We start from the raw sequence: 22,407 nt of genomic DNA on the forward strand, positions 1-22,407 counted from the left end.
AAGCAAGGCAGGCACTCGGCTGGTGTTGCACGCCAGTACTGTGGCTGCCTGGGCAAGCGCGCCAACTGCCAGGTCCTTGTCTCGCTCACCCTGGCCAAGGACGAGGTCCCGGTACTGACAGGCCTGCGTCTGTTCCTGCCGCAGGCCTGGACGGTCGATGCGGATCGCTGTGCCGAGGCCGCATGCCGGCAGAGCACCGGCAGGCATTGGCGAAGACCGAGATCGCGCTGACCGAGATCGACCGGATCATGACGGCCGGCATGCCCAAGGTGCAGAACGTCGATCCGCCTGCCGTCCAGTTGCACTGGCCGAAAGCCAGCACCGGCTGGCCACGCAACCACCCGGTACCCAACAAGGATCCGGTCCCAGCTGAGCAGGCCCTCCAGCATGTCGAGTGGCACCGCATCGCCTGGCGTCAGGGGACGAAAGGTCCGCTCATGGCCGGGTTCGCCGCCATGCGGGCGCGTCCGGCCGAAGGCGAGCAACTCAGGCAGGGTCGCCATCTGCCGGGCGAGGAGGTCTGGCTGATAGGCGAGCACCGCAGCGCCGGCGAACGCAAGTACTACCTCGCCAACCTCCCGCAAGAGGCGACGCTCGAGGAACTGGCGGCCACGATCAAGGCAAGATGGATCTGCGAGCAGGTCCACCAGCAGATGAAGGAGGAACTCAGCCTCGACCACTTCGAGGGCCGCTCCCCGTGATGGCCTGCTGGCCATCACCCTTGCAGGGATGAATCGGCGAACCTGATGGCCGCCGATGGACTGGTCTGCACCGCCAAGCGCTCATGACCATGATCGCCTTTTGCTACCTCCAGCACCTCTGCCTCAAGGAGCGGGAGAAAAAGGGAGGGCAATCCTCCAGGACCACCACCGCAACCAAGCTTGCCGGCCGTCCGCCGCCAGCTGGTCAGCCTGTTTCACCGCGCCTGGACCTGCTGCCTGCACTGTGGTGCTGAACTCGGGCCTATCCTACCCAACAGAATGCTAAGGTAGTGCTAGCCCCTTCATGGGCATCCCGTGCCTTGCAGCCGCCCTCGACTGGCTCCAGAACTGACGGAGCCTAACTCGACAACAGTCCGAATACAGTCATGCGCACGGCCTGTTGCGCAGCATTTGGCTGCTGGCCCTAGTGATGTCCGTCAACTGGCTTCCAAAGCACTCCCAGCTGGGCAAGGGGCAAGATATAGCGGCGCAATTGCGGCAAGTGTTGCTGAGCGCACTATGCGCGCGACGGGTTCTGACCATGAAGGAGGTCGCCCCCAGAATGATCTTCGAGAGACAGAAGGCCCGTCGGCAGAGTCGCTGGGTGGACATTCATGCGTTGGTAAGGCATGTCCTGGCAGGAGAGCGTCAGGCTGATCGACCTTGTCCTTGCGGCTTGGGTGACGCGGCATGGCGGGCGTCAGAGCCGCTTCTTCCTCTGCCATCCTGCTTCGGACGCCCGCCGATGTGGCCACGACGGATGATGGTCGAGGCCATCTTCTGTCTGGTCCGCTCCAGTTGTGCGAGGCGCATGCTGCCTCCCGGCTTCTACGTCCTTCAGGATCGGCCTGGGCGGTCGCCCGACCGCCATCCCTTCGCCCAGCATTCCCGTTCACGTCGTCTTGCCCTGGACGATGAGCGGCTGCCTGAACCTGGCATGGCGATGACCTCCACCGCCATCTCCGGCCGACGGCGCTAACACTTCTTTCGCCTTCTGCCAGGCAAGCACCCGCTGAAGTCGCTGCCGCAATGCGGGCAGCAGGTCCATGTGCGGCGGAACAGCTTGACCAACTGCTGGCGGACGGCTGGCAGAGTAGGCTGTGGAGGTGGTCCTGCGGGCGTGGCGGCAGACTGGTCCACCGGCGCTCATCCCCCGGCGCCAGGAGATGCGACTCCAAGGGGCACCGACCAGGGCCTGCTCGGTCGGCATCGGATCCTCGCTCGGCACTGGATGCTTGCGTGGCCTGCCGGTGCTGGTCTTGGGTCAGTGCAACTCGGCGCCAGGCGAATAGACGTTCTGCACCTTGGGGATTGCCGACGGCCCAGACCAGGCCGCGCCCGGTCAGACCAGAACGGAAGACAGCGCTGCTGCCATAGCCAGATCAGCGACCACATGGCCAAAGCGGTCGCCGGCCGCCATGACACGGTCGAGCTAGGTCAGTGCGATGTCGGTCTTCGCCAGGGCTTGCTGGTCCTCTGCCGGGATGCCGGCCTCAGCGCAACGATCTCCGTCGGCGATCCAGCATCTGGCAGACTTGATCGCGCAGGCCCACCGGTACGGGGACCTTGTCCTTGGCCAGTGTCAGCGACATCAAGACCCGGCAGGTGGCGCGCTTATCCAGGCAGCCGCAATACTGCCGTGCGACACCCACCGAACGCTTTCCCTGCTTGGGCAGAGCCGTGTCGTCGACCACCAGCACCGCATCAGGTCCACCCACCAGCGCGTCCGCCTGCTTCACTAGGATCCGGCGCAAGGAGGCATCGTCCCATGTCGTGCTCGTAGCGAGGCGATGGAGCTGGTCTTGGCTGCGAAGCCCCAGCCGGGCCGCGGTCGGCTGCAAGCTCTTGAGTTCCCTCGCCCGATCAGGCCCTGCGGGCAGACCGGCCCCCACAGCCGCCGCTTCCTATGCCCATGGCTGCCACCAATGGCTTGAGCCAATCCCCGAGCTCCTCCCACCAGTCCACCTCTGCCATCGCTTCTGTCCCGCCAGCCGATCAGGACATGACAACGTCAGGCACGGCCAGGGTTATGCCAAGGCAGTGCTAGGCGTATTGCATCACCAGCTGACGACCTAGCTGGCAGACCAGTCAGGGGTTGAGCGTCTTCAATCATAAAAGGAGGGCCGTTTCTGCAGCGCCACCAGTTGGCGTCTGCCCTCTCGCAGGGCGGCGAGGGCGGCATCGCAGACGGCCGCGGCGGCGTAGCCGTCCCAGGTGCTGGGGCCGGTGGGGACGCCGGCTTCGACCGAGTCCAGCCATGCCCGGAACTCTGCGTCATAGGCAGCGATGAAGCGCTCACGCCAGTCGACTGGAACGTGGCCCATGAAGCTACCGCTCCGCTTCACGGTGATCACGTTGCTTTCTGCAAGCGTCGCCACGCCGCTCTCGCCGACCACCTCGCCGCGGATGTCGTAGCCATAGTCGATGTTGACGGACACCTCGACGTCGACCAGGGCGCCGCTCGCCATCTCCAGGAGGACGAAGAGCGGATCGCGCAACTCGCCTGCACGGCGGTTGCGCCGTGGCGTGAGGACGGAGGTCGCCATGATCTCGTCGTCGAGCAGCCAGCGGACCACGTCGATCTCGTGCACGGTCGTGTCGGTGATCGCCATGTCGCTGGTGTAGTGGGCAGGGACGGACGGGTTGCGGTGTGCGCAGTGCATCATCAAGGGCGCGCCAATGGCACCGCTGCTCAGGGTCTGCTTCAGGGCCACATAGGCGGGGTCGTAGCGGCGCATGAAGCCGACCTGCACGAGCCGGCGCCCGAACGCTACCTCGGCCTCGAGAATACGCAGGCAGGCTTCCTGCGTCGTCGCTAGCGGCTTCTCGCAGAAGACGGGCTTGCCTGCAGCGATGCAGGCGAGGACATATTCCTCGTGGCTCGCTCCCCAGGACGCCACGACGACGGCGTCGACCGAACTGTCCCGGATCAGGTCCTGTCCCGTAGTATGCATGCGGGCGGCTGGCAAGCTGTCGGCCACGCTCTTGGCGCGGGCGAGGTCGCTATCGGTGACTGCCATGACCTCGCTCCCTGCCAGGACCCTGGTCAGCCGCCGGATATGGTCCTGCCCAATCATGCCGACACCGATGACCCCTACCCTGACCGCTGCCATGCTCACCCCTCCTGCTCTAGGATCCGTTGCCTCAGGTCTTATGTTGCAGGTGTCCCTGCCTTTGGTCCGCCCGGTTCCTGTCGACGCGGCACTGCATCTTCCAGCATCGACAAGAGTTCCCCGCCGAAGTGATCAGCGCCGCAACAGCCAGCGGTGGGCCGGCTCCGTGTTGAAGTGCCAGCTTCGCTTTGGCCCGGCCATGACGTTCAGGTAGTAGAGGTCGTATCCATGTGCAGCCGCACAGGGATGATATCCCTTGGGCACGAGGGTCACGTCGCCGTCCTCGACCGCCATGGCGACGTCCAAACTCCGATCGTCGGTATAGACCCGCTGCAGGGCAAAGCCGTGGGAAGGATTCAGCCGGTGATAGTAGGTTTCCTCGAGCAGCGTCTCGCCCGGAGGGTCGTCGACGTCGTGCTTGTGCGGCGGATAGGACGACCAGTTGCCGCCAGGGGTGACGACCTCGACGACGAGCAACGAATGGGCGGGCTTCCCTTCGGGAAGGATGTCGCGCACGTGGCGAACATTGCTGCCTGTTCCACGGCTGGAGAACGCGACGTCGGACGGTGTGATCAGCCGTGCTCCATGATCGCCGCCACCGGGGGCCGTGCAGACCGCCAGTTCGAGCGATGATGTCGCCGTCACCTTCCAGGCGTCATGGAAGGGGACGTAGACGGCGTAGGGGCTCTCGTCCTCGAATGGCCCTGCCCTTTCTCCGATCCCTTGCCAGCTCTGCCCGCCCGCGCTCACGTCGGCCCGGCCGCCAATCAGAACCAGACAGGCCTCCCGCTCGCCCGTCGACCGCGTCAGGGACTGGCCGGGCTCCAGTCGGTAGAGCTCGAAACCGACATGGACCCAGCCGGCGTCGGCTGGGGTCACCCGGTGGACCAGGCCATCCGGACCGGGCTCGTGCCACTTGCGCAGGAGTTCGCTCATGATCCTCTTCCTGTCACGCGTTCCCAGGCGTCGATCATCCGTTGGTAGGCCGACGCCATCTGCTGGATCGCCCGGCCGTCATCGATCTCGCCCGCAAACCAAGCCCTGGCCGGGTTGCCGAAGATCGTCCGGCCGATCGCGAAACCCTTGCACACCGCCACGTTCGCAGCCCTGGCAAAAGCTGCCTCGAGATCGGCTTCGGTCGCATCAAGCCCGAGCAGCAGGACCCCGCGACAGAAGGGGTCGTAATCCTGGATGACCTGGTCGATCCGCTGCCACGCGGCATCGGTGGCTGGGTCGGGAAGCTTCCACCAGTCCGGGAACACGCCCAGGCCATAGAAGCGCTGAATGGCGCGGGGCAAGGTATCGTCCGCGACAGGAACAGCGGAACGGCCCGGAATGACTTCCAGCAAGAGTTCATGACCGGTGCGCCGGCAGGCATCCGCCAGGATCAGCACCTGCCTCTCTTGTTCCAGTCGCAACGCTTCCGGATCGTCTGGATGATAATGGACCAAGCACTTCACGCAGTGCGCCTGCGGCCATTCCCGCAGGGTACAGCCCAGGTCCGGTCCGCCCTCGAACCGCAACGGGATCGAGCCGGGCAGCTCGATCGGCCGGCCAATCCAGCAACCGCTTCCGGTCGCCTCCGCCAGGGCATCCTCGCCCAGCCGCCCGTCCAACAGAACGCCCCAATCCTTCCGGCTGCCACCCACCTGCCGCGAAGCCGCCAAGGCCAGCCTCTTGAACTGGGAAATCCGCGCCGGATCGGCGCCGGTTCGCTCGCACAGGTCGACGAACTGGGCACGATGGTCGAAGGCGAAGGCCAGGACCTGCGGCCATTCCGGCCGCCGGTTGGTCGACCAGTGCAACTGCTCGAGATGGGGGTCTTCGCGGAGGCGCCGGTGCGGGCTGCCTTCGTTCAGGAAGGCCTGCAGCTCGATCCAGCTCGGCACCGCCGGCGCACAGCCATGGCGGGAAACAGCGAAGGCGCCGCAGGCGTTGGCGAGGCGGCAGCATTCCGCCAGCGGAAGGTCCCGCAGGAAGCCGCGAAGGAAGCCGCTGAGGAACGAGTCCCCTGCCCCCAGCACGTTGAAGACCTCGACCGGGAATCCGGGCCCGCTGATCCCGTCCTCGATGCTGCCGGGGATCTCGCCCGGGAGGGCGACGCAGCCCATCGGACCACGCTTCAGCACGATCAGCGCGTCCGGCGCGCTGTCGCGGACGCGACGGAGTGCTCTCAGCGTGTCGGTGCTCCCGCCGGCGATGTGGATCTCCTCCTCGGTGCCGACGATGACGTCGCAGTCCGGCAGGATGGTCTGGAGGTGCTCACTGACCCGGTCGTTGGCAATGAAGCGCTCCTCGCCCAGGCCGTGACCGGCCAAGCCCCAGAGGACAGGACGGTAGTCGATGTCCAGCACGATGCGCGCCCCGTGCCGGCGCGCGAGACGCATCGCCTTGCGCGAGGCTGCGTCGAGGTTCGGTCGGCTGAAATGAGTGCCGGTGACGAGAACAGCCCGGCTGTCGGCGACCAGGGCCTCCTCGATGTCGCCTTCGTCGAGTGCAGCATCGGCACAGTCCTCCCGATAGAAGATCAGCGGGAAGTTCGCCTTGTCGCGGATGCCCAGGATCACGAGCGCGGTCAGCCGGCCGGGATCGGTGATGACGCCGCGCGTGTCGACGCCCTCACGCGCAAGCTGCTCGCGGATGAAGCGGCCCATATGCTCGTCGCCGACACGGGTGATGAGGGCGGAGCGCAGCCCCAGCCTCGCTGTTCCAATCGAGATGTTGGCCGGGCAGCCGCCGACATACTTGGCGAAACTCGCCATCTCCTCCAGCCTGCCGCCGACCTGCTCGCCATACAGGTCCACCGACGACCGGCCGACGCACACCACGTCGAGCGTCTTTTCTGCCAGCGTCATGCACTACCTCCCGATCCGGCCTGCTACGCGATAACTATTCCGCTGCAGCCAAGAAAGATGAATGTCCCTTCTATCACTGCATTTCTGCGATGGCCCTGGCGGTCGCCAGATCGATTTCGCACCTCGGGTCGCCGCGGCGCGGAGGAGTCTTATCAGCTGATCAAGCCGGATCAGGAGGTGGAGGCCATCTCCTTTTGCGACACAGGGGTAGGATCGGTGACTGTGCAGATTTCTTGCAAAAGGCTGCGTCGGCGTCGGAAAGTGGCCGAAGGGGGCTCCGTGACCGGCTGGGGTGCCAGAAGGGAGCTCCCATCGGTCTGGATTGAGGGTCGCGGCATGTCCTTCGTCGAAAGAACGGTCAAGGTCGTGCGTTCATGGCACGTTGGCAAGCCGGGCATGGTCGGCCTTATGGCCCTCGGCACCGTCTCACTCGCCGGATGTAATTCCGCCTCGCTCCAAAGCGCAGTCACGCAAGCCGCCAATCAGGCGGGCACCTTGTTCACCCAGACCGGCAACTTCATGTCGGCTGGCGACGACGAGCAGCCCAGCGACGACGGCACGTCCTGCTACTCGCCACAGCGCATCACATTCTACGCCGCTGTCGCCGAGGTGAACGAGGCGCAGCGGATGCAGAGCGGTGCTGCTGCCGGCGCTCTGGTCGCGGGCTTTGCCGCCACCTATGCCGACTCCACCGTCAGCAAGCTCGCCGCCACAGGCTTCGCTGCGGCGATGGGCCTGGTGATCGCGGACATCGAAACGGATCGTACCCGGATCGCAGCAGTGACGGACAGTTTCGACAGCCTCGTCGCCTGCAGGTCGAACGAGGCGCAGCAGATCAACGACGACTACAAGAACCGGCGCCTTGAACGCGAGGCCGCGGAAGAGAAGCTCGCTACCCTGCGCCGGCTGCTGGCGCAGGACATCCAGGTCGCGCAGGGGACGAACGCGATCCTGAAGGAGCGCAACAACGCCTTCAAGCTGAGCACGCAGCAAATCGAGGCGGAGGCTCCGCCGCCGGCCACCACGAACGAGGCGACCCAACGCAAGGAGCAGGTCCAAAAGGCGGACGCCGCGATTCAGACCAACCAGAAGGTCCTGTCGCAGCAGACCGCCAGCATCGAGGAGGCGGAAGCCTTGGCAAACAGTCCGGAAGAATTCGAGCTCAGCCTGTGGATGCCGGCCACGACCGTTGTGGCCGCGCTGTCCGGCTACTGATCCTACGACTCCACCGAAGGGGCGACCTCATGCACAGGCTCCTTCCCCGCTCGCTCATCGCCCTGGGAGCGATGCTGGTCCCGGCACTGCTGGCAGCGCCAGGGGACGGCCACGCCCAAAATGGCCTGGAGCCGATCCGCACTCCGTTCCCGATGATCGATGCAGAGATGCATGTCGGCCCGATCACCGGGATCGCGACCGACCCCGACGGAACGCTGGTGGTGACGGGGTCGACCGACAAGTCGATTCGCCTCTTCGACGGCCAGGACGGGCGGTTCATCCAGAAATATGTCCTGCCGCTGGGGGACGGCCTGATCGGCGCCATCACGGCGCTCGCCTTGTCGCCCGACTCCGAGCGGATCCTGGCGGCAACCGTCTCCTTCGATACGAGCGACCGGTTCGATGAAGGGTCGCTCTACCTGATCGACGTCGCCAGTGGAGAGACACTTGGACGGATCCGCCAGCTGCCGGGTGCGCCGACCCAGATCCGGTTCGCGCCGGATGGCAACCGGTTCGCCATGGCCTTCGGCGCCAGGGGCTTCGAGCTGCGCAGCGACAAGGGCAAGCGCCTGCTGCAGGACATAGCCCAGCCTGTTGCGGCCCTTGCCATCAGCGATAGCCTCCTGGTCACCCTATCCGATCGGGCGGTGGTCCGCTTGTTCGACCTGCGCGGCGCCAAGCCGCAGGAATTGGAGCCGATCAGGATTCGCGATGCCGGACTGCCTTTCTCGGCCGCGCTCTCACCGGACGGCAAGAACCTCGCGGTCGGCTATGCAGATCGTGGGTTCGTGGACGTGCTGGACCTGGACAGCCGCCGCAAGCGGCGACTGACGCCATCGGCAGCGTCACTAACGGAGGGTAATCTGGCTCTCGTGGCCTGGACTGATGGTGACAGCCCTCGCCTCGTTGCAGGCGGCACCGTCCAGACGGAGGGCCACGAGAACGTCATCGTCAGTTGGGACGCTGATCTGGATGGCGCACCGACGCCGCTTGCGGTCAGCACCGACGCGATCACGGGCCTGGTGCCTGCCGGCAGCGAGGGAATCGCCTATGCGTCGGCGGATCCGTCCTGGGGGCGGATCGAGCGGGCTGCGGACGGGGGCCTTCGCCTGGCGGCCCAGCGAACCGGCGAGCGGCTCGATTTCCGCGAGCTGCCGTCCCGAGGATTTGCGGTGAGCAGCGACGGTCAGCGGGTGCAGTTCAGCGATGCCGATCCCGCCAGCCCTGTCCTGCGCTTCGATCTGGCGACGCTGGAGCTGGAAGCCGGCCCGGCAGCGGATCCCGGCCTGATCGAGCCCGACGAGGCCAAGCTCGGCAAGCTGCTCAAGGAGTGGCGTTACAGGACCGCACCCAAGCTTGGCGGGCGCCGCCTGTCGCTGCCTCCCGGCGAGCGGGTGCTCTCGGCCAATCTAGCCAGCGACGGGCGGTCGGTCGTGCTCGGGACGGATTTTCGGCTACGCCTCTACGAAGCCAGTGGCCAGGAGATTGCGAGCCGCCGGCTGACGTCCGCGGCCTGGGCCGTGGCGGTGGTTCCGGACCGGCCACTGGTCGTGGCGGCCCTGGGGGACGGCACGATCCGCTGGTACAGCCTGCGCCCCGATCTTCCGTTGGCAGAGCTGGCCAGCCTGTTTGTGACGAACGGCGATCGCCGGTGGGTCGCCTGGACGGCTGACAGCCTGTTCGCGCATAGCGACTTCGGTGGGCAGGAACTGGTCGGCTACCAGCAGAATGGCACGGCCAAGGCACCGACCGGCACTTGGCTCGGATTGGAGCAGACCTACCGGCTGTTCCATGATCCGGAGGCCGTGAGCTCGGTCCTTGTGGATGAGGGCCGCTGGTCGGAGATCTTGGCCCGCGAGCGGGTGGATGAGCTGTTCGCGCGGCTCACGCTCCCCGACCTCGTGGTGCAGGGATGGTGCGCGCTGCGGGAGATGCCGAAGGAGGTGGCGACAAGGGGGCTGGCACGGCCAGCCGCCAGTACGACCGTGGTGGCCGAAGCCGGCGAGACCTGCTCGACATTGCGCGACGGCGAGACACCGGCGGGCGGCATCCCGCTGCCGGCAGGCACGCAGGCCATACGGCTCCGCCTGCTGGTCGAGGACCAGGGCGGAGGGCTGGGCGTGGTCGACACGATCGTGGACGGCCGCAATCTCGGCCGCGTCGATCCTGCTGAAGCCAGCAGGGCCGGTGATGGCAAAGTGAGGGTGGAACGCGTCATCCCATTGGCCGGCCGGGCGATCAGCGTGAGCTTTCGCGCCTATGACGGGGCAGGGGTGTTCACGGCCACCTCGCCCATCCGCTTCCTGGCCCCGGCGGAGCCCGCGGCGGACGACGGTCGTCAGGTCCTCCACGTCGTCTCGGTCGGGATCGACGCCTACGGGGGCAGGGTCAACCCTTTGCGCTACGCGGTGGCGGACGCAAGGACATTTGCCGAAAGCCTGCGCGAGGTGGCGCCCTCGACGTACGACATGGTCGAGCCGACAGTGCTCTACGACCAGGACGCGACGCGTGAGGGAGTAGTGCAGGCCCTGCAGGAACTTGCCGGACGGGTGCGGCCGGCAGATGCGGTGATGATCTACCTGGCAGGGCACGGCGTGACCGACCAGAACGGGCGCTACGTCTTCGTCACGTCCAACGTGACTTCCGCCGAGCCGTCCCGTCTGGCCGAGGAAGGCATCGACCACGAGACCTTGCTGAAGCTTCTGAGCGACCTGGCAGCATCCAATGTCTTCGTGCTGCTCGACACCTGCTATGCCGGCGCCTTCGATCTCAAGGGCCCCGCGGACTTCGCCAACGAGAGCGGCTACTTCGTGCTGACCGCGTCCACCAGCCTGCAGGAGGCCTTGGACAGCTACGACCAGAAGAACGGCGTGTTCGCCTTTGCGGTCCATCAGGGCCTGATGGGCGCAGCCGCTGCCGGGGAGGATGAGATCGACGCCCTGCAGCTTGGCGTGTTCGTCCGCAGGACGGTGCCGAAGCTGGCGGCCGAGCGAAATCATCGCCAGAGTGCGGTGTTCAAGGCAGCGGGCGGTGACTTCAAGGAATTCCCGGTGGCCCAAGGCAGGCGCGGCGACTGATCTTAGCAGTGAGGCGCGCCTCTGGATGGATGGAGGTCCGATCTCGATGGCTGACAGGACCTTCTGGCTCGCATTGGCTGCCGCGTGCGCGATGTCGACAAGCGCCAGGGCCGAGATCCGCGCACTGGTAGTGGGCATCGACCGCTACCAGCATATCAGCTCCCTCGAAGGCGCTGTTGCCGACGCCGAGGACATCGCGGGTTCGCTGACGCAGCTGGGTGTTACCGACCTGACGCTCGTGCGCGACGGCGAAGCCGATCGGGCCGCGCTGGAACGAGCCTGGGAAGCCATCGTCGATCGGGCCAGCCCTGGTGACCAGTTGATCCTGACCTATGCTGGCCATGGAGCGCAGCTTCCAGAGACAGTGGGCGGCTCGGAAGCGGACGGGATGGACGAGTTCCTGGTCCTGCCGGGCTTCGACGTCGCCGGGTCGGCCTCGCTCGAGCGGCTGGTCGACGACGAGCTGAACCGCTGGTTCAAGATGGCAGAAGCCAAGGGAGCCAGGGTGCTGGCGGCCGTCGATGCCTGCCACTCCGGGACCGCCTTTCGCAAACTCGACCAGCCGGCTGCCGAGGTCCGCTACCGCTATGTCGAGCTTCCGGCAGGCACCGTGCTGGAGGAGATCCCCACGGATGCCCGCATGCGGAGCATCGGCCGGGACGAACTGGATAACCTGACCTTCATCTCGGGCGCCCAGGACGACCAGACTGTTCCTGAGCTGATCATCCCCGACAAGGCCGGCCTACCCGAGAAACGCGGGGCCATGTCCTGGTCGCTGGCCCGTGCTCTGGAGGGTGCGGCCGACTCCGACCGGGACGGCCTCCTGCGCCGTGGCGAGCTCTACGATTTTGTCGAGCGCAAGGTCCGAGCGCTTGCCGATGCGCGCCAGACACCCAGTTTTTGGCCACCCGCCGCGCGTGATGCCGGCCTCGTCCGGTTGTCGGCGGAGCCTCAAGCTGACGGGACGATGGCTGCCGATGGCCCCATGCGCCTGGCGATCATCCGTGGCACCCCATCCACGGCATCGATGATGCAACAACGGCTCCGCCACACGGAGCTGGTGGCTCACGCCGCGGATGCCGAACTGATCTGGGACGCCCGTTCGGGCGAGGTGGTTGGTGCGCTGGGCGACGTGCTGGCTGTCGACATCAGGCCAGACAACCTTCAACCGGTGATCGACAAGCATCTGGCCCTTAGGATGCTCAAGCTCTCGGTTCAGGCCCAGCCATTGAAGACTCAGGTGCTGCCAGATGACGGCACCCACCTCGCCGGCAGCCGGGTCGGCTTGAGCATCGACGGGATCGGCCAGCCGTTCCTGACCCTGGTCAACCTGGCCAACAACGGCACCGTCCAGTTCCTCTTTCCGGTCGACGCGGACCCGGACGTCGTCCAGGTCGGCCGACCGTTCGAGCTCGGGCCGATCGACGTGGTCGCGCCGTTCGGAGCTGATCATCTCGTCGCCTTGGCCACGCCCGATGCACCCGAGGAGCTGAGGGCTCGACTGAGAAGCCTCGACCAGCAGCCGGCAGCGCTGGAGGCAGGCCGGGCGATCATGGAGAATATCGGCCGGCAGCATGCCCAAATCGGCATCCTCGGGATCTTCACGGCGGCGCGCTAGATCTACAGCGACGGGAACCGTGTCGCCGGACATCTGCTAACCGGATGATGCCGGCCCTGTCATGTTCGCCGGTCGCCCCAGCAGAAACCGACGGACTCGAACATGCCAGTCGCAACATCAATCGCCCTGTTCGCGATGGCCCTCTTCCTCGGCGTCGGTGGTGCTTGGCTCGTGACCTTGGGGCCGTTGGTACTACCTGCTTCTCGGCATCGCCCTCGCCGTGACTGGCCTGCTGGTCTGGCGCCACCGTCCGTCTGCTCTATGCGGGGATCATCCTGGGCACCCTTGCCTGGGCATGGTGGGAAGTCGGGCTGGACTGGTGGCAGCTCGGGACCCGCGGTGGCGTGGTGGTGCTGGTCGGCATTTGGCTGCTGACCCCCTGGCCACTCGGTCGGCAACGCGACTGGAACCTGGGGCGCATCGCGCTCGCCCTCGCGGTCCTTCTTTCGATCGGCGTGGCAGGCGCGTCCCTGCTCCGCGACCCGCACGACATGCCAGGACAACTCAGCACCGAACGAGTGATGCTCGAGGCGGGCGCGAGCCGCGTCCCGCCTGGTGAGTGGCACCACTACGGCCGCACCCTGGCAGGGCAGCGCTATTCGCCACTGGACCAGGTCGATACGACCAATGTCGGACAGCTGGAGGTTGCGTGGACCTACCGGACCGGCGATGTCCGCCGACCCAGCGATGTCACCGAGACGACCTATCAGGTGACCCCGCTCAAGGTGGGCGACCTGCTCTATCTCTGCACGCCACACAATCTGGCAATCGCGGTTGACGCGGCGACCGGCCAGGAACGGTGGCGCTTCGACCCACAAATTCCGGAGGAGCAGGACCGGCAGCACCAGACCTGCCGTGGCGTCTCCCATTACGCCGATCCGGCGCGAGCAGGCCAGCCTTGCGGAGAGCGCGTATTCCTGCCGACAGCCGATGCCCGCTTGATCGCCCTGGACGCGCAGACCGGCACGGTGTGACCGAGCTTCGGAGACGGCGGCACGGTTGATCTCTGGGCCAACATGCCCAACCAGAAGCGCGGCTACTACTACTCGACCTCGCCACCCACGGTGGCCGATGGGCTCCTGGTAATTGGGGGTGCCGTCAACGACAACTACGCGTTCGAGGCGCCATCCGGCGTGATCCATGCCTATGATGTCAACACAGGCGCGCTCGTCTGGAACTGGGACTCCGGCAATCCCGACCGCACCACGCCGCTCCAGCCGGGCCAGACCTACGTCCCCAACTCGCCGAACAGCTGGTCCGTGTTCAGTGCCGATGAGGAATTAGGCCTTGTCTACATTCCGCTGGGCAACCGGACGCCCGACCAGCTGGGAATGGGGCGCAGCGAAGCGGTCGAAAGGTTCTCCTCGTCGATCGTGGCCCTCGATCTCCGGACGGGCCAGGTACGGTGGGTGCGCCAGACCGTGCACCATGATCTGTGGGATATGGACGTACCAGCCCAGCCGGTGCTCTTCGATGTCGCTACCGCGGATGGCGTCGTGCCGGCGCTGGTAGGCCCGACCGAACAGGGGGACATATTCGTTCTCGACCGCCGCTCCGGCGACCCGGTGATCCCGGTCCGGGAAGTGCCGGCGCCAAGTGGCGCCATCGGGGGCGACTTCACCGCACCGACGCAGCCAGTGTCGGATCTGACCTTCATGCCGGATCCATTGCGGGAGTCCGACATGTGGGGGGCAGCCTGTTCGACCAGCTGGCCTGCCGCATCCGGTTCCGGTCGCTGCGCTACGAGGGCCGCTATACTCCGCCATCTCTGGAAGGCACGCTTGTCTATCCCGGCAATTTCGGGGTCTTCAACTGGGGCTCGATAGCGGTCGATCCCGTGCGCCAGATCATGTTCGGGATGCCCACCTATCTGGCATTCACCTCGCGGTTGATCCCGAGCGAGCAGATCGGTGCTGACCAGGAGGTCAATACAGGTGAAGCCGGGCTCAACCTCAATATTGGTGGCCCCTATGGCGTGATCATGCAGCCCTTCGTGTCGCCGATCGGGCTACCCTGCCAGCCACCGCCGTGGGGCTTCGTCGCGGGTGCAGATCTGCGCAGTGGGTTGATCGCCTGGAAGCACAAGAACGGAACGGTGCAGGACATGTCGCCCGTGCCGGTGCCCCTTGAGCTTGGTGTCCCCGGGATCGGCGGCCCGATCATCACGGCAGGCGGCGTGGCCTTCCTGGCCGCGACCGTCGACAACTACCTGCGCGCCTATGATTTGACGAACGGCGAGCAACTCTGGCAGCACAGGCTGCCGGCGGGGGGCCAATCGACACCCATGACCTACACCGTGGGCGAGCGGCAGTACGTCGTCCATGTGGCGGGCGGGCATGGCTCGATCGGTACCAAGGCTGGCGACTACGTGATCGCGTATGCCCTGCCGAAGCGGTGATTCCCATCAACGCGCGGCAATCCACGCCCGGTAGGCGGCCGTCCTGGTTCGGCCCGTTGAACCGACGAGCTGGCTCCGCCTCACGCTGAGACGTGACCCTGGAGGAGGTCAGCAACTGCACGAGACCATGCGAGACCTTGTGCTTCTCCCACAGGTGCTTCGGGCGCATCCGGTGGCGCGGCCGTCCATGGCAGCGGGATCGTGCTGCCACGATATCTACTGACGAGAGCAATCAGTTGCTTTCAATCTACCGTAGATGGCGTTCGACATCCTGTGAGAGGAAACAGACACCGAACATTCACAGCCTATTCAACCGTAGGAGCCCTTGCGCCGTGGCAGGCAGGGCACAGGGCCGGCACGGAGCCAGAGTTGTCCACCGGTCCGTGGATGACCCGTTGGATGCGGGTGTGGAGCGTCCGTGACGGCATGGCGACAATCCCGCGGCACTGCCGGGCTTTAGGCTGTTCCCTCGCCGGTCGCATGCCCTACTTCTCCCCATGACGCGGCGGCGATGGGAATGTTTGGCAAGGCTGGCAGCAGCGACGGGCGTCGCGGTTTTGTCATGACTTGGCCGCGTAATGGTGACGGTCTTGTCGCCTCAGAGCGTGGTTGACACGACGTCGGCATGGACGAACCGAAGAACAGATCGAGGTGGTGGGTCGTGTTACCTTGGGTGATTACCGTCATCATGATGTACCTGGCTGCGGTGGGCGTACTGTACGTCGCCCAGGACAAGCTGCTGTTCCCGCGTACCCTCACTCACCGGGGCCACCTCCCGTTGCCCTCGGGCAGCGAGCGCGTGGAGTTGGTATCCTCGGAAGGTCATCGGCTGGTCGGGTATGCCCTCCGTCGCCCCCAGGCGAAGGACATCGTGCTGCTGTTCACCGGCAACGCCTGGAACGCCGAAGACTGCTTCATCTACTCCGCCGAACGCTTCCGCGGCGCCCACCTGATGGCCTTCCATTACCGCGGTTACACTCCCTCGGAAGGCACCCCGTCCGAAGCGGCCCTTCTGGAAGACGCGGTAGCTCAGCGCGACCTGGCCCGACGATTGTTCAACCATCCGGCCGAGCAAGGCCGGATCTACGCCGTCGGCTACTCGATCGGCACCGGGGTGGCCGCCCGCTTGGCCGGCGACGGAGCGGTCGACGGGGCCGTGCTCGTCACGCCGTTCGACTCGGTCGAGGCTGTTGCGAAGAGCCGCTATTTCTTCGCGCCGGTCTCGGTGCTGCTGAAGAACAAGTTCCGCAGCGACCGTGCCCTGAGCGGCAAGGACGTGCCCGTGGCGGTCATCATGGCCGCGCTCGATAGGGTCATCCCGAAGGCGCGGTCGGATGCCCTGGTCGCGCAGCTGGGGCGTCCCGTTCTGGTGGAAACGGTTCAAGGTGCAGGCCACGTCTCGCTCTATGACCTGCCCCTGTTCGACGAGCTGCTGGCGGTGGCCCTCGTCAAGGTGATGGAGAGCAGGCCTCCGGGAGTGCCGAGGCACGTTCCCGGCCGAGCCGGCATGCTCCTTGAGGAGGGCGTCGCCGGTTCCGGGTGAAACGCTGTCGTGTCGATGTCAGCGCTGGACGGATCGTGCGAGGTCTGCTCACCTTTCCCTTATTCGCGCAAGGGGAGCATCTCTTGCAGGCCATTCTCGACTTCAAGCAGCGCTACGGCCCGATCCTGACGGGCTACGTCCTCGTGGCTGTGGCCGTCTGGTTGCTCGGCATCATCGTGCTGCCGCAGGCCATGATGCTCGAATACTCGTTCTGGCGCCTCGACCGGTCGCAATCGACCGAGTTGGAGACCGAGATCGAGCAGCTCTACATGGAGAAGCAGAAGATCGAGCGTCAGATCCGCACGATCGACCGCGATCTCCGCAAGCCCGACACTGTCGATCGGGCCGACCTCGAAGGCCAGAAGGTGCCGCTCGCCGCACAGGTTGCCGACATCGAGGCGAAGCTGCCGGCGCTGGAAGAGCAGGTCACGCGACCGGTCAAGGTGTACGGGCCGGACAACTACATCCACTTCCTGACCAGCGAGCTGCACTGGACGATCTTCCTGAAGACGATCTGGGCCTCAGTCATCGTGACGGTCGTGGCGATGCTGATCTGCTACCCGGTCGCCTACTACATCGCCCATGTCGCGCCAGCCCATCGGGCACCTCTCCTCATGCTGGCCCTGATCGTCCCCTACTGGGTCAACGAGCTGCTGCGCACGCTCGCCTGGCTGATGATCCTGTCCGAGAACGGCATCGCCAACCTGGGCCTTCGGGTGATCGGGCTGCCCGGCATCGACTGGCTGAACGCCGACAGCGGCGTAATCATCGGCATGACCTACGCCTATGTCCTGTTCATGATCTTCCCGGTCTACAACGTCATGGAGATCCTTGACCGTAACCAGATCGAGGCGGCACGCGATCTGGGCGCCTCCTGGCCGCGGATCCACTGGCGGATCGTCATCCCGCACGCCAAGCCCGGCATCGCCGTGGGCTGCATCATGGTGTTCATGCTGGCGGCCGGGTCGTTCGCCGTGCCCCAGATCCTTGGCGGGGTGCGCTCGGTCTGGTTCACGCAGGTCATCTATTCCTGGTTCTACGACCACAGCAATTGGAACATGGGCGCCACCTACGCCATGGGGCTCCTGTTCATGTGCATCCTCTTCGTCATGCTGATGATGCGCCTGTTCCGCGTGCGGCTCGAGGACATCGCACGTGGCTGACGAACGCGCTGAGCGATACTGGACCTGTCCTGGAGGCCATCGCGCATGATCCGCACGCCTGGGGCCGACGGCTGGATGAGCCGGGTACTCGGCTTCTACCTCGTCCTGTTCTTCATCTACATGTTCGGGCCGCTGGTCATCATGACACTCGCGGCCTTCAATGACAGCCCCTACCCCACCGTCACCCAATGGCGCGGCTGGACGCTCCATTGGTTCGGGGTCCTGTTCACCAACGACGAGATGTGGCTCGCCATCCAGAATTCCGTCGTGATCGGTTTCGGCGCCATGCTGCTGTCGGTGCCTTGCGGCCTCGCTGCTGCCCTCATGCTGACCCGCATGCGGCTCTCCCGGACGTCGCGCAACATCATCTACGGGATGCTCGTCTCCCCTGTGCTGGCACCGGGGATCCTGCTGGGCATTTCGACCCTGATCTTCTGGCAGAATTTTGGCGTAGGTGGAGGCCCTGGCCTTGCCATGGTCGCGCAGACCAGCTTCATCGCAGCCTACTGTATGCTTCTGTTCATGGCGCGCCTGCAGCGCTTCGACCTGACGCTGGAGGAGGCTGCACTCGACCTGGGCGCATCGCACACGCAGGTCTTTCGGCGGATCCTTCTGCCGTTCCTGCGGCCCGTGATCCTCACCGCCTGCGTTTTGGCGTTCCTGCAGAGCCTGGAGAACTACAACACTACCGTGTTCGCGATCGGCGGCGGGCGCACGATGATGATCGAGATCGCCTCGAATGTCCGCCACGGGCTTAGCCCCATGGTAAACGCCCTGGCAGTCGTGCTGATCGGCTGCACGATCGTGCTGGCCTTCGCCTACGAGGTCCATCGCCGGGTCGAACACAAGCGCGCCGGCCGGCGGGCCATCACTGCCCGTGCGGCTGACGAGAAGCTGGCACATGATCCGGTGCTGCAGCCGGCTTGAGCATGCAGATCCGCTTCGGCTGCCCGCCAGAGTACGAGCATGTGCTGCCACCACCCCTGCCCGCCGCAAAGGCGTTGCCGGAGTGGTTGCGCTCGATGCCGGCCACTGCTTTTGACCATGAGACCGGTCAGGACGTCCGCACCCTGAAGCAGTGCCCGCCGCTGCTTGATGCGCTCAATCTCGGTTTCCTCGTGTTCCTCCCTGTCGACGTTGAAATCGAGCCGGGGCCAGTCTTCCGCTGGGACTGGAGCCCGCCCGTCTGCAGCCTGCAGGGATTCCCGCGCAGTCCTTTATCCTTCCACGTCTCTGCCCAGGGAAAGGGAGCGCCCTTCGCCTCCGACGAGCAGCGCTTCCTGAAGTTCCTGAACTTCTGGACGATCTCTACCGAACCAGGCGTTTCTATCCTGGTGACCCACCCGCTGAACCGGCCAGACCTGCCGTTCACGACACTTGCGGGCGTAGTCGACACCGATGCCTATGGTGCCGGGCTCATCCACTTTCCTGCGTTGTGGAACGACCCGGCATTTGCGGGGACTCTTCCGCGCGGCACGCCAGTGGCCCAGCTGGTACCGTTCAGGCGCGAGCCGGTCGAGGCTACGGTCCGCGTCCTGATGCCTGACGAACTCGCTGAGACCAATCAGGTGCGCCAGGCCCTGGATGCGGAGACGGGGGTCTACCGCAAACGGTTCCGTCGGCGTGGCCCCTCCAACCCTGGGTGAAGGCCTCCAATGGTCGGGGCGGACATCCGCCTGCCGCGGACAGAGCGTGAATGATCAGCGCCGAGGTTGCGAAGCTCGCTCGGCAACGAGCGGCCCAATCTGCCGATCATGTTCGCAAGCGTGTACGCGGAAACCACTGCCATCGGGTGTCGCGGGACCTGCGGCGGCGCCATTGCGCAACCCGTTCCGGCTCGACGAGCTGCAGGCCGTCATCGAGGAGGTAGTGGCCAGCCAGCACTGCCCACCTTTCCGGGCGGGCAGCTCCACGACCGTCAGCAACTGGCCGCCCAGGTCCGCAGCCGAACAGTTGCAGTCCGCCCAAGCTGCAAGGCTTCTGAGATGCCGTCGAGCGAGACCTGACCCCGGCCCCCAAGGCTGGAGCGTACCTCACGGATCCGGCGACTGTTGATGATGAGCGAGCGGCTCAGGCGCAGGAATGGCGGCGCCGGCAGCTCGCGCTCGAGATGTTTGAGCGGCTGCAGGACGAGGATCGGCGCCTGCTGCTCGATCAGGATCCGGGCAAAGTCTCCCTCGGCGCAGACCGCGACGAGCCTGTTTGTTGGTACCACTTGAATGCGTTTGGCTGTGCGCAAGCGGATCGTACGATCCTCCCCCGGGTCCGACCGTGCCGCCAGGGCCAGCATTTTCTCCAGTCGCTGCACCGCCTCGGCGAGGCGACTGGGGAAGACCGGCTTCAACAAATAATCGACCACGTTCTCGTTGAAGGCACGCACGGCGTGATCGGCGCAGGCCGTGACCACCACGATAGCGGGCCGCGACGGCAGGCGACGCAGGATGTCGAAGCCGGTCTGCTCGGGCAGCCCGATATCAAGGAACACCGCATCAGGCCGTTCATGGCGGATCAGGTCCACGGCCGCCGGAACATGATCCGCCTCGCCAACGACTTCCACCTTTCCGTGCTCGGCGAGCATGCGACGCAGCCCGCGCCTCGCCAGCGGTTCGTCGTCGACGAGTACTACCCGAAGCATGGCTGACCCTCGAGTTCCAGTTGCGCAATCACGTCGCCATGGACTTGCCCCAGCGCGAAGCGGTGCCGTCCAGGGTATTGCAGCTGGAGCCGCCGGGTGAGGTTCGCGAGGCCGTAACCGCCGTCGGTGCCCGGCGCCCGGGATGGCTGCAGGTGGCCATTATTGCGCACCTGCATGATGATGCGCTCACCCACGGCCTCGACAATGACATCGACCGCCAGCCGTTCGCTGCCGCCGCGCAGCCCATGCTTGATCGCGTTCTCGACCAGCAATTGCATGACGAAGCTCGGCAGCTGACGGGACAGCGCCTCGGGTGCCACCTGCAGCGTGCAGCGCAGCCGGTCACCGAACCTGCCCTCCTGAATCGACAGAAAGCTCCGCACGAGCGCGATCTCTGCGGCGACTGTACAGATCGGCTGATTGGTGTTCTGCAGGGAGAAGCGAAGGTAGTCGGAAAGATCCTGAAGCATGCTCAGCGCAACAGCGGGTCGCTCCGGCACCTCGACCACGATGCCGTTCAGGGCATTGAAGATGAGGCGCGGATCGAGCTGCAGGCGCAGGCGGTCCAGTTCGCTCCGCGCGGCGGCGGCCTCGGCCGCCATGGCGCGTTCGCGATCCTCTCCCGCGAAGATGATGGCGCTCATCCAGAAATAGAGAAGGCTCCAGCCGATGAACACCACCCAGTAGTAGCCGAACGGAAGGACCGTCCAACGCACCAGCCGACCGTCGGGAACCGCCCAGTCGAACAGGATCCGGACGAGGCCGGCCAGCGCGATCTCGACCAAGGCCGCGGCGGCGCATGTGAGTGCGACGCCCGAAAGCGTCCTGCCGCTGACAGACCTTACATCGCTGGTGCGCCGGTAGAAGTTGCGCAGCAGCCAAGTCAAGAAGACGGCCGCCGGCTCCATCACCAGGACCAGTACCAGCGCAATCTTGACGTCGTCGTAGATCAGGGTCCTCGCCACGAGCCCGAACGCCGTCAGGAGCATCCAGAACAGCGCCTGGCTGCGCCAGAAGATCGGGATCGTTCCGAACGTTGGCAGCAAGGCTTCCCGGGCTATTGGTCGGCTGCTCGCGCCAAGCATTGCGGTCTCGACTGATCGGTCTTGCAGATTCGTCGATCAATTTTCCGGTTTCGTCGAGTCATACGTGACAAATCGGACATGAGTGCACGAACTCGGGCCTGGGTCGGAAAGGGAACAGGTGCCGATGATCGTGCGCGTCCGGTTTGTGGTTGGCTGCGCTTGTACCGTCCTGACCGTGCAGGTCGTGCAGGCCGCGGATTGCAGCAGCACGTACGACTGCACGGTCGACGCCGGCTCCTACACGTCCCCCTACGGCCTGGACTCGACCGGCACCAACGGCAGCCAGGATGACAACCCCGGCAGCGGCTCGTCGATCACGATCACCAACAATGGGACCTTCTCGGTCAATGCCGGGAGCCAAGGCTATGCGTTGCATGCCCAGTCGAGCGGCGGCCAGCCTGTCGACGAATCGACGGGCGGTGCCGGCGGCGCCATCAGCATCACGAACAATGGCGGCCTGACGCTCAGCCAAGGCACCTATGGCAGCGAGTTGATTGGCATCGACGCCTGGTCTGTCGGGGCCGATGCAGACAGGGATAACCAGAACAACGGCTCGCCCGGCGGCGATGGCGGCGCGTCCGGCAACATCATCGTCAACAATAGCGGTGCGATCAACGTCGGACCAAGCCTCTCGCATGGCGGGATCGGCATCTATGGACTCGCGCAAGGCGGCGATGGCGGCGAGGGCAACACCGATTTCGGTGTGAATCAGCCCGGAGGCGATGGAGGGACGCCCGGCACCATCTCGATCACCAATGGTGCCGATATCACGATGGGCACGAGCTCCACGCCGATCAGCTCCGGCAGTCGGGCGTGGGGCATCCGAGCGGAATCCAACGGCGGCGGTGGCGACCCTGACCCGAACACCGGCGACAACGATCCGGCTGGTGGTCACGGTGCGGCCGGCAACACCGTCACGATCACTAACAATGCGGCGATCAGCCTTCATGTCGCTGGCAACGGCAGCACGTCGGGCGGCGTGAAAGGTGTCTATGCCAGCTCTG

16 protein-coding genes and 2 pseudogenes are annotated in these 22,407 nt (G+C 65.6%); 12 read left to right on the forward strand and 6 right to left on the reverse strand.

Annotation, left to right across the window (positions count from 1 at the left end; genetic code table 11):
- The 3 genes from VHL31_RS27045 to VHL31_RS27055 all read left to right on the forward strand — a co-directional run.
- On the forward strand, positions 1–231 hold a 231-nt coding region (locus tag VHL31_RS27045; protein ID WP_414653790.1), incomplete at its 5' end, for a transposase.
- Positions 183–701 carry a hypothetical protein gene (locus VHL31_RS27050; RefSeq protein ID WP_414653791.1) on the forward strand — a complete coding sequence of 173 codons (519 nt, stop codon included), beginning with the start codon at positions 183–185 and terminating at the stop codon, positions 699–701. The genes VHL31_RS27045 and VHL31_RS27050, both read left to right, overlap by 49 nt.
- A gap of 562 nt (positions 702–1,263) precedes the next feature.
- On the forward strand, positions 1,264–1,680 hold the full coding sequence (locus VHL31_RS27055) for a transposase (protein WP_414653793.1): 417 nt from the start codon (positions 1,264–1,266) through the stop codon (positions 1,678–1,680).
- Between the two features lie 514 nt (positions 1,681–2,194).
- Here the strand turns inward: VHL31_RS27055 and VHL31_RS21505 are convergent.
- From VHL31_RS21505 to VHL31_RS21520, 4 genes are all read right to left on the reverse strand, one after another.
- The gene (locus VHL31_RS21505) at positions 2,195–2,593 is read right to left on the reverse strand and encodes a transposase (RefSeq protein ID WP_329663291.1); all 399 of its coding nucleotides are present in this window, start codon (positions 2,591–2,593) and stop codon (positions 2,195–2,197) included.
- A 213-nt stretch (positions 2,594–2,806) separates the two neighbouring features.
- Entirely contained in the window at positions 2,807–3,814 is a 1,008-nt protein-coding gene (locus VHL31_RS21510; RefSeq protein ID WP_329663292.1) for a Gfo/Idh/MocA family oxidoreductase, read from the reverse strand.
- A 132-nt stretch (positions 3,815–3,946) separates the two neighbouring features.
- On the reverse strand, positions 3,947–4,750 hold the full coding sequence (iolB, locus tag VHL31_RS21515) for a 5-deoxy-glucuronate isomerase (RefSeq protein WP_329663293.1): 804 nt from the start codon (positions 4,748–4,750) through the stop codon (positions 3,947–3,949).
- A complete protein-coding gene (locus VHL31_RS21520) occupies positions 4,747–6,669 on the reverse strand; it encodes a bifunctional 5-dehydro-2-deoxygluconokinase/5-dehydro-2-deoxyphosphogluconate aldolase (RefSeq protein ID WP_329663294.1) in 1,923 nt (640 codons plus the stop codon). Before VHL31_RS21520 ends, iolB begins: the two co-directional genes overlap by 4 nt.
- Positions 6,670–7,164: 495 nt before the next feature.
- On the opposite strand from VHL31_RS21520, the gene VHL31_RS21525 reads away from it, so the two are divergent.
- From VHL31_RS21525 to VHL31_RS21570, 8 genes and pseudogenes are all read left to right on the forward strand, one after another.
- Complete coding sequence (locus tag VHL31_RS21525; RefSeq protein WP_329663295.1) at positions 7,165–7,884, forward strand: hypothetical protein; 720 nt, start codon at positions 7,165–7,167, stop codon at positions 7,882–7,884.
- Between the two features lie 29 nt (positions 7,885–7,913).
- The gene (locus VHL31_RS21530) at positions 7,914–10,961 is read left to right on the forward strand and encodes a caspase family protein (protein ID WP_329663296.1); all 3,048 of its coding nucleotides are present in this window, start codon (positions 7,914–7,916) and stop codon (positions 10,959–10,961) included.
- A 46-nt stretch (positions 10,962–11,007) separates the two neighbouring features.
- Positions 11,008–12,579, forward strand: coding sequence for a caspase family protein (locus tag VHL31_RS21535; RefSeq protein WP_329663297.1), 1,572 nt, complete (start codon positions 11,008–11,010; stop codon positions 12,577–12,579).
- A gap of 102 nt (positions 12,580–12,681) precedes the next feature.
- Positions 12,682–14,977 (forward strand): annotated as a pseudogene (locus VHL31_RS26770) (glucose/quinate/shikimate family membrane-bound PQQ-dependent dehydrogenase).
- A gap of 661 nt (positions 14,978–15,638) precedes the next feature.
- Complete coding sequence (locus tag VHL31_RS21555) at positions 15,639–16,520, forward strand: hypothetical protein (RefSeq protein ID WP_329663301.1); 882 nt, start codon at positions 15,639–15,641, stop codon at positions 16,518–16,520.
- 83 nt (positions 16,521–16,603) lie between these two features.
- Positions 16,604–17,683 carry an ABC transporter permease gene (locus VHL31_RS21560; protein ID WP_329663302.1) on the forward strand — a complete coding sequence of 360 codons (1,080 nt, stop codon included), beginning with the start codon at positions 16,604–16,606 and terminating at the stop codon, positions 17,681–17,683.
- A 45-nt stretch (positions 17,684–17,728) separates the two neighbouring features.
- A complete protein-coding gene (locus tag VHL31_RS21565; RefSeq protein ID WP_329663303.1) occupies positions 17,729–18,610 on the forward strand; it encodes an ABC transporter permease in 882 nt (293 codons plus the stop codon).
- A gap of 2 nt (positions 18,611–18,612) precedes the next feature.
- The gene (locus VHL31_RS21570) at positions 18,613–19,329 is read left to right on the forward strand and encodes a hypothetical protein (protein WP_349262520.1); all 717 of its coding nucleotides are present in this window, start codon (positions 18,613–18,615) and stop codon (positions 19,327–19,329) included.
- A 272-nt stretch (positions 19,330–19,601) separates the two neighbouring features.
- Here the strand turns inward: VHL31_RS21570 and VHL31_RS21575 are convergent, their stop codons facing one another.
- Together VHL31_RS21575 and VHL31_RS21580 are read right to left on the reverse strand one after the other, a co-directional pair.
- Positions 19,602–20,261: a LytTR family DNA-binding domain-containing protein gene (locus VHL31_RS21575; RefSeq protein ID WP_329663305.1), complete on the reverse strand. Its 660-nt coding sequence runs from the start codon at positions 20,259–20,261 to the stop codon at positions 19,602–19,604.
- A 44-nt stretch (positions 20,262–20,305) separates the two neighbouring features.
- A complete protein-coding gene (locus tag VHL31_RS21580) occupies positions 20,306–21,364 on the reverse strand; it encodes a sensor histidine kinase (RefSeq protein WP_329663306.1) in 1,059 nt (352 codons plus the stop codon).
- 163 nt (positions 21,365–21,527) lie between these two features.
- Here VHL31_RS21580 and VHL31_RS21585 point away from each other — a divergent pair.
- Positions 21,528–22,407 (forward strand): annotated as a pseudogene (locus VHL31_RS21585) (hypothetical protein); the annotation flags it as partial.

Origin of the sequence: Geminicoccus sp., assembly GCF_036263595.1 — a bacterium.
Classification (GTDB): domain Bacteria; phylum Pseudomonadota; class Alphaproteobacteria; order Geminicoccales; family Geminicoccaceae; genus Geminicoccus.

What these genes read in the sequence shown, in the direction of transcription:
- VHL31_RS27050 (WP_414653791.1), top strand. Translation starts at nt 183, where the DNA reads ATGCCGGCAGAGCACCGGCAGGCATTGGCGAAGACCGAGATCGCGCTG.
- iolB (WP_329663293.1), bottom strand. Translation starts at nt 4,750, where the DNA reads ATGAGCGAACTCCTGCGCAAGTGGCACGAGCCCGGTCCGGATGGCCTG.
- VHL31_RS21535 (WP_329663297.1), top strand. Translation starts at nt 11,008, where the DNA reads ATGGCTGACAGGACCTTCTGGCTCGCATTGGCTGCCGCGTGCGCGATG.
- VHL31_RS27055 (WP_414653793.1), top strand. Translation starts at nt 1,264, where the DNA reads ATGATCTTCGAGAGACAGAAGGCCCGTCGGCAGAGTCGCTGGGTGGAC.
- VHL31_RS21520 (WP_329663294.1), bottom strand. Translation starts at nt 6,669, where the DNA reads ATGACGCTGGCAGAAAAGACGCTCGACGTGGTGTGCGTCGGCCGGTCG.
- VHL31_RS21530 (WP_329663296.1), top strand. Translation starts at nt 7,914, where the DNA reads ATGCACAGGCTCCTTCCCCGCTCGCTCATCGCCCTGGGAGCGATGCTG.
- VHL31_RS21565 (WP_329663303.1), top strand. Translation starts at nt 17,729, where the DNA reads ATGATCCGCACGCCTGGGGCCGACGGCTGGATGAGCCGGGTACTCGGC.
- VHL31_RS21570 (WP_349262520.1), top strand. Translation starts at nt 18,613, where the DNA reads ATGCAGATCCGCTTCGGCTGCCCGCCAGAGTACGAGCATGTGCTGCCA.
- VHL31_RS21510 (WP_329663292.1), bottom strand. Translation starts at nt 3,814, where the DNA reads ATGGCAGCGGTCAGGGTAGGGGTCATCGGTGTCGGCATGATTGGGCAG.
- VHL31_RS21575 (WP_329663305.1), bottom strand. Translation starts at nt 20,261, where the DNA reads ATGCTCGCCGAGCACGGAAAGGTGGAAGTCGTTGGCGAGGCGGATCAT.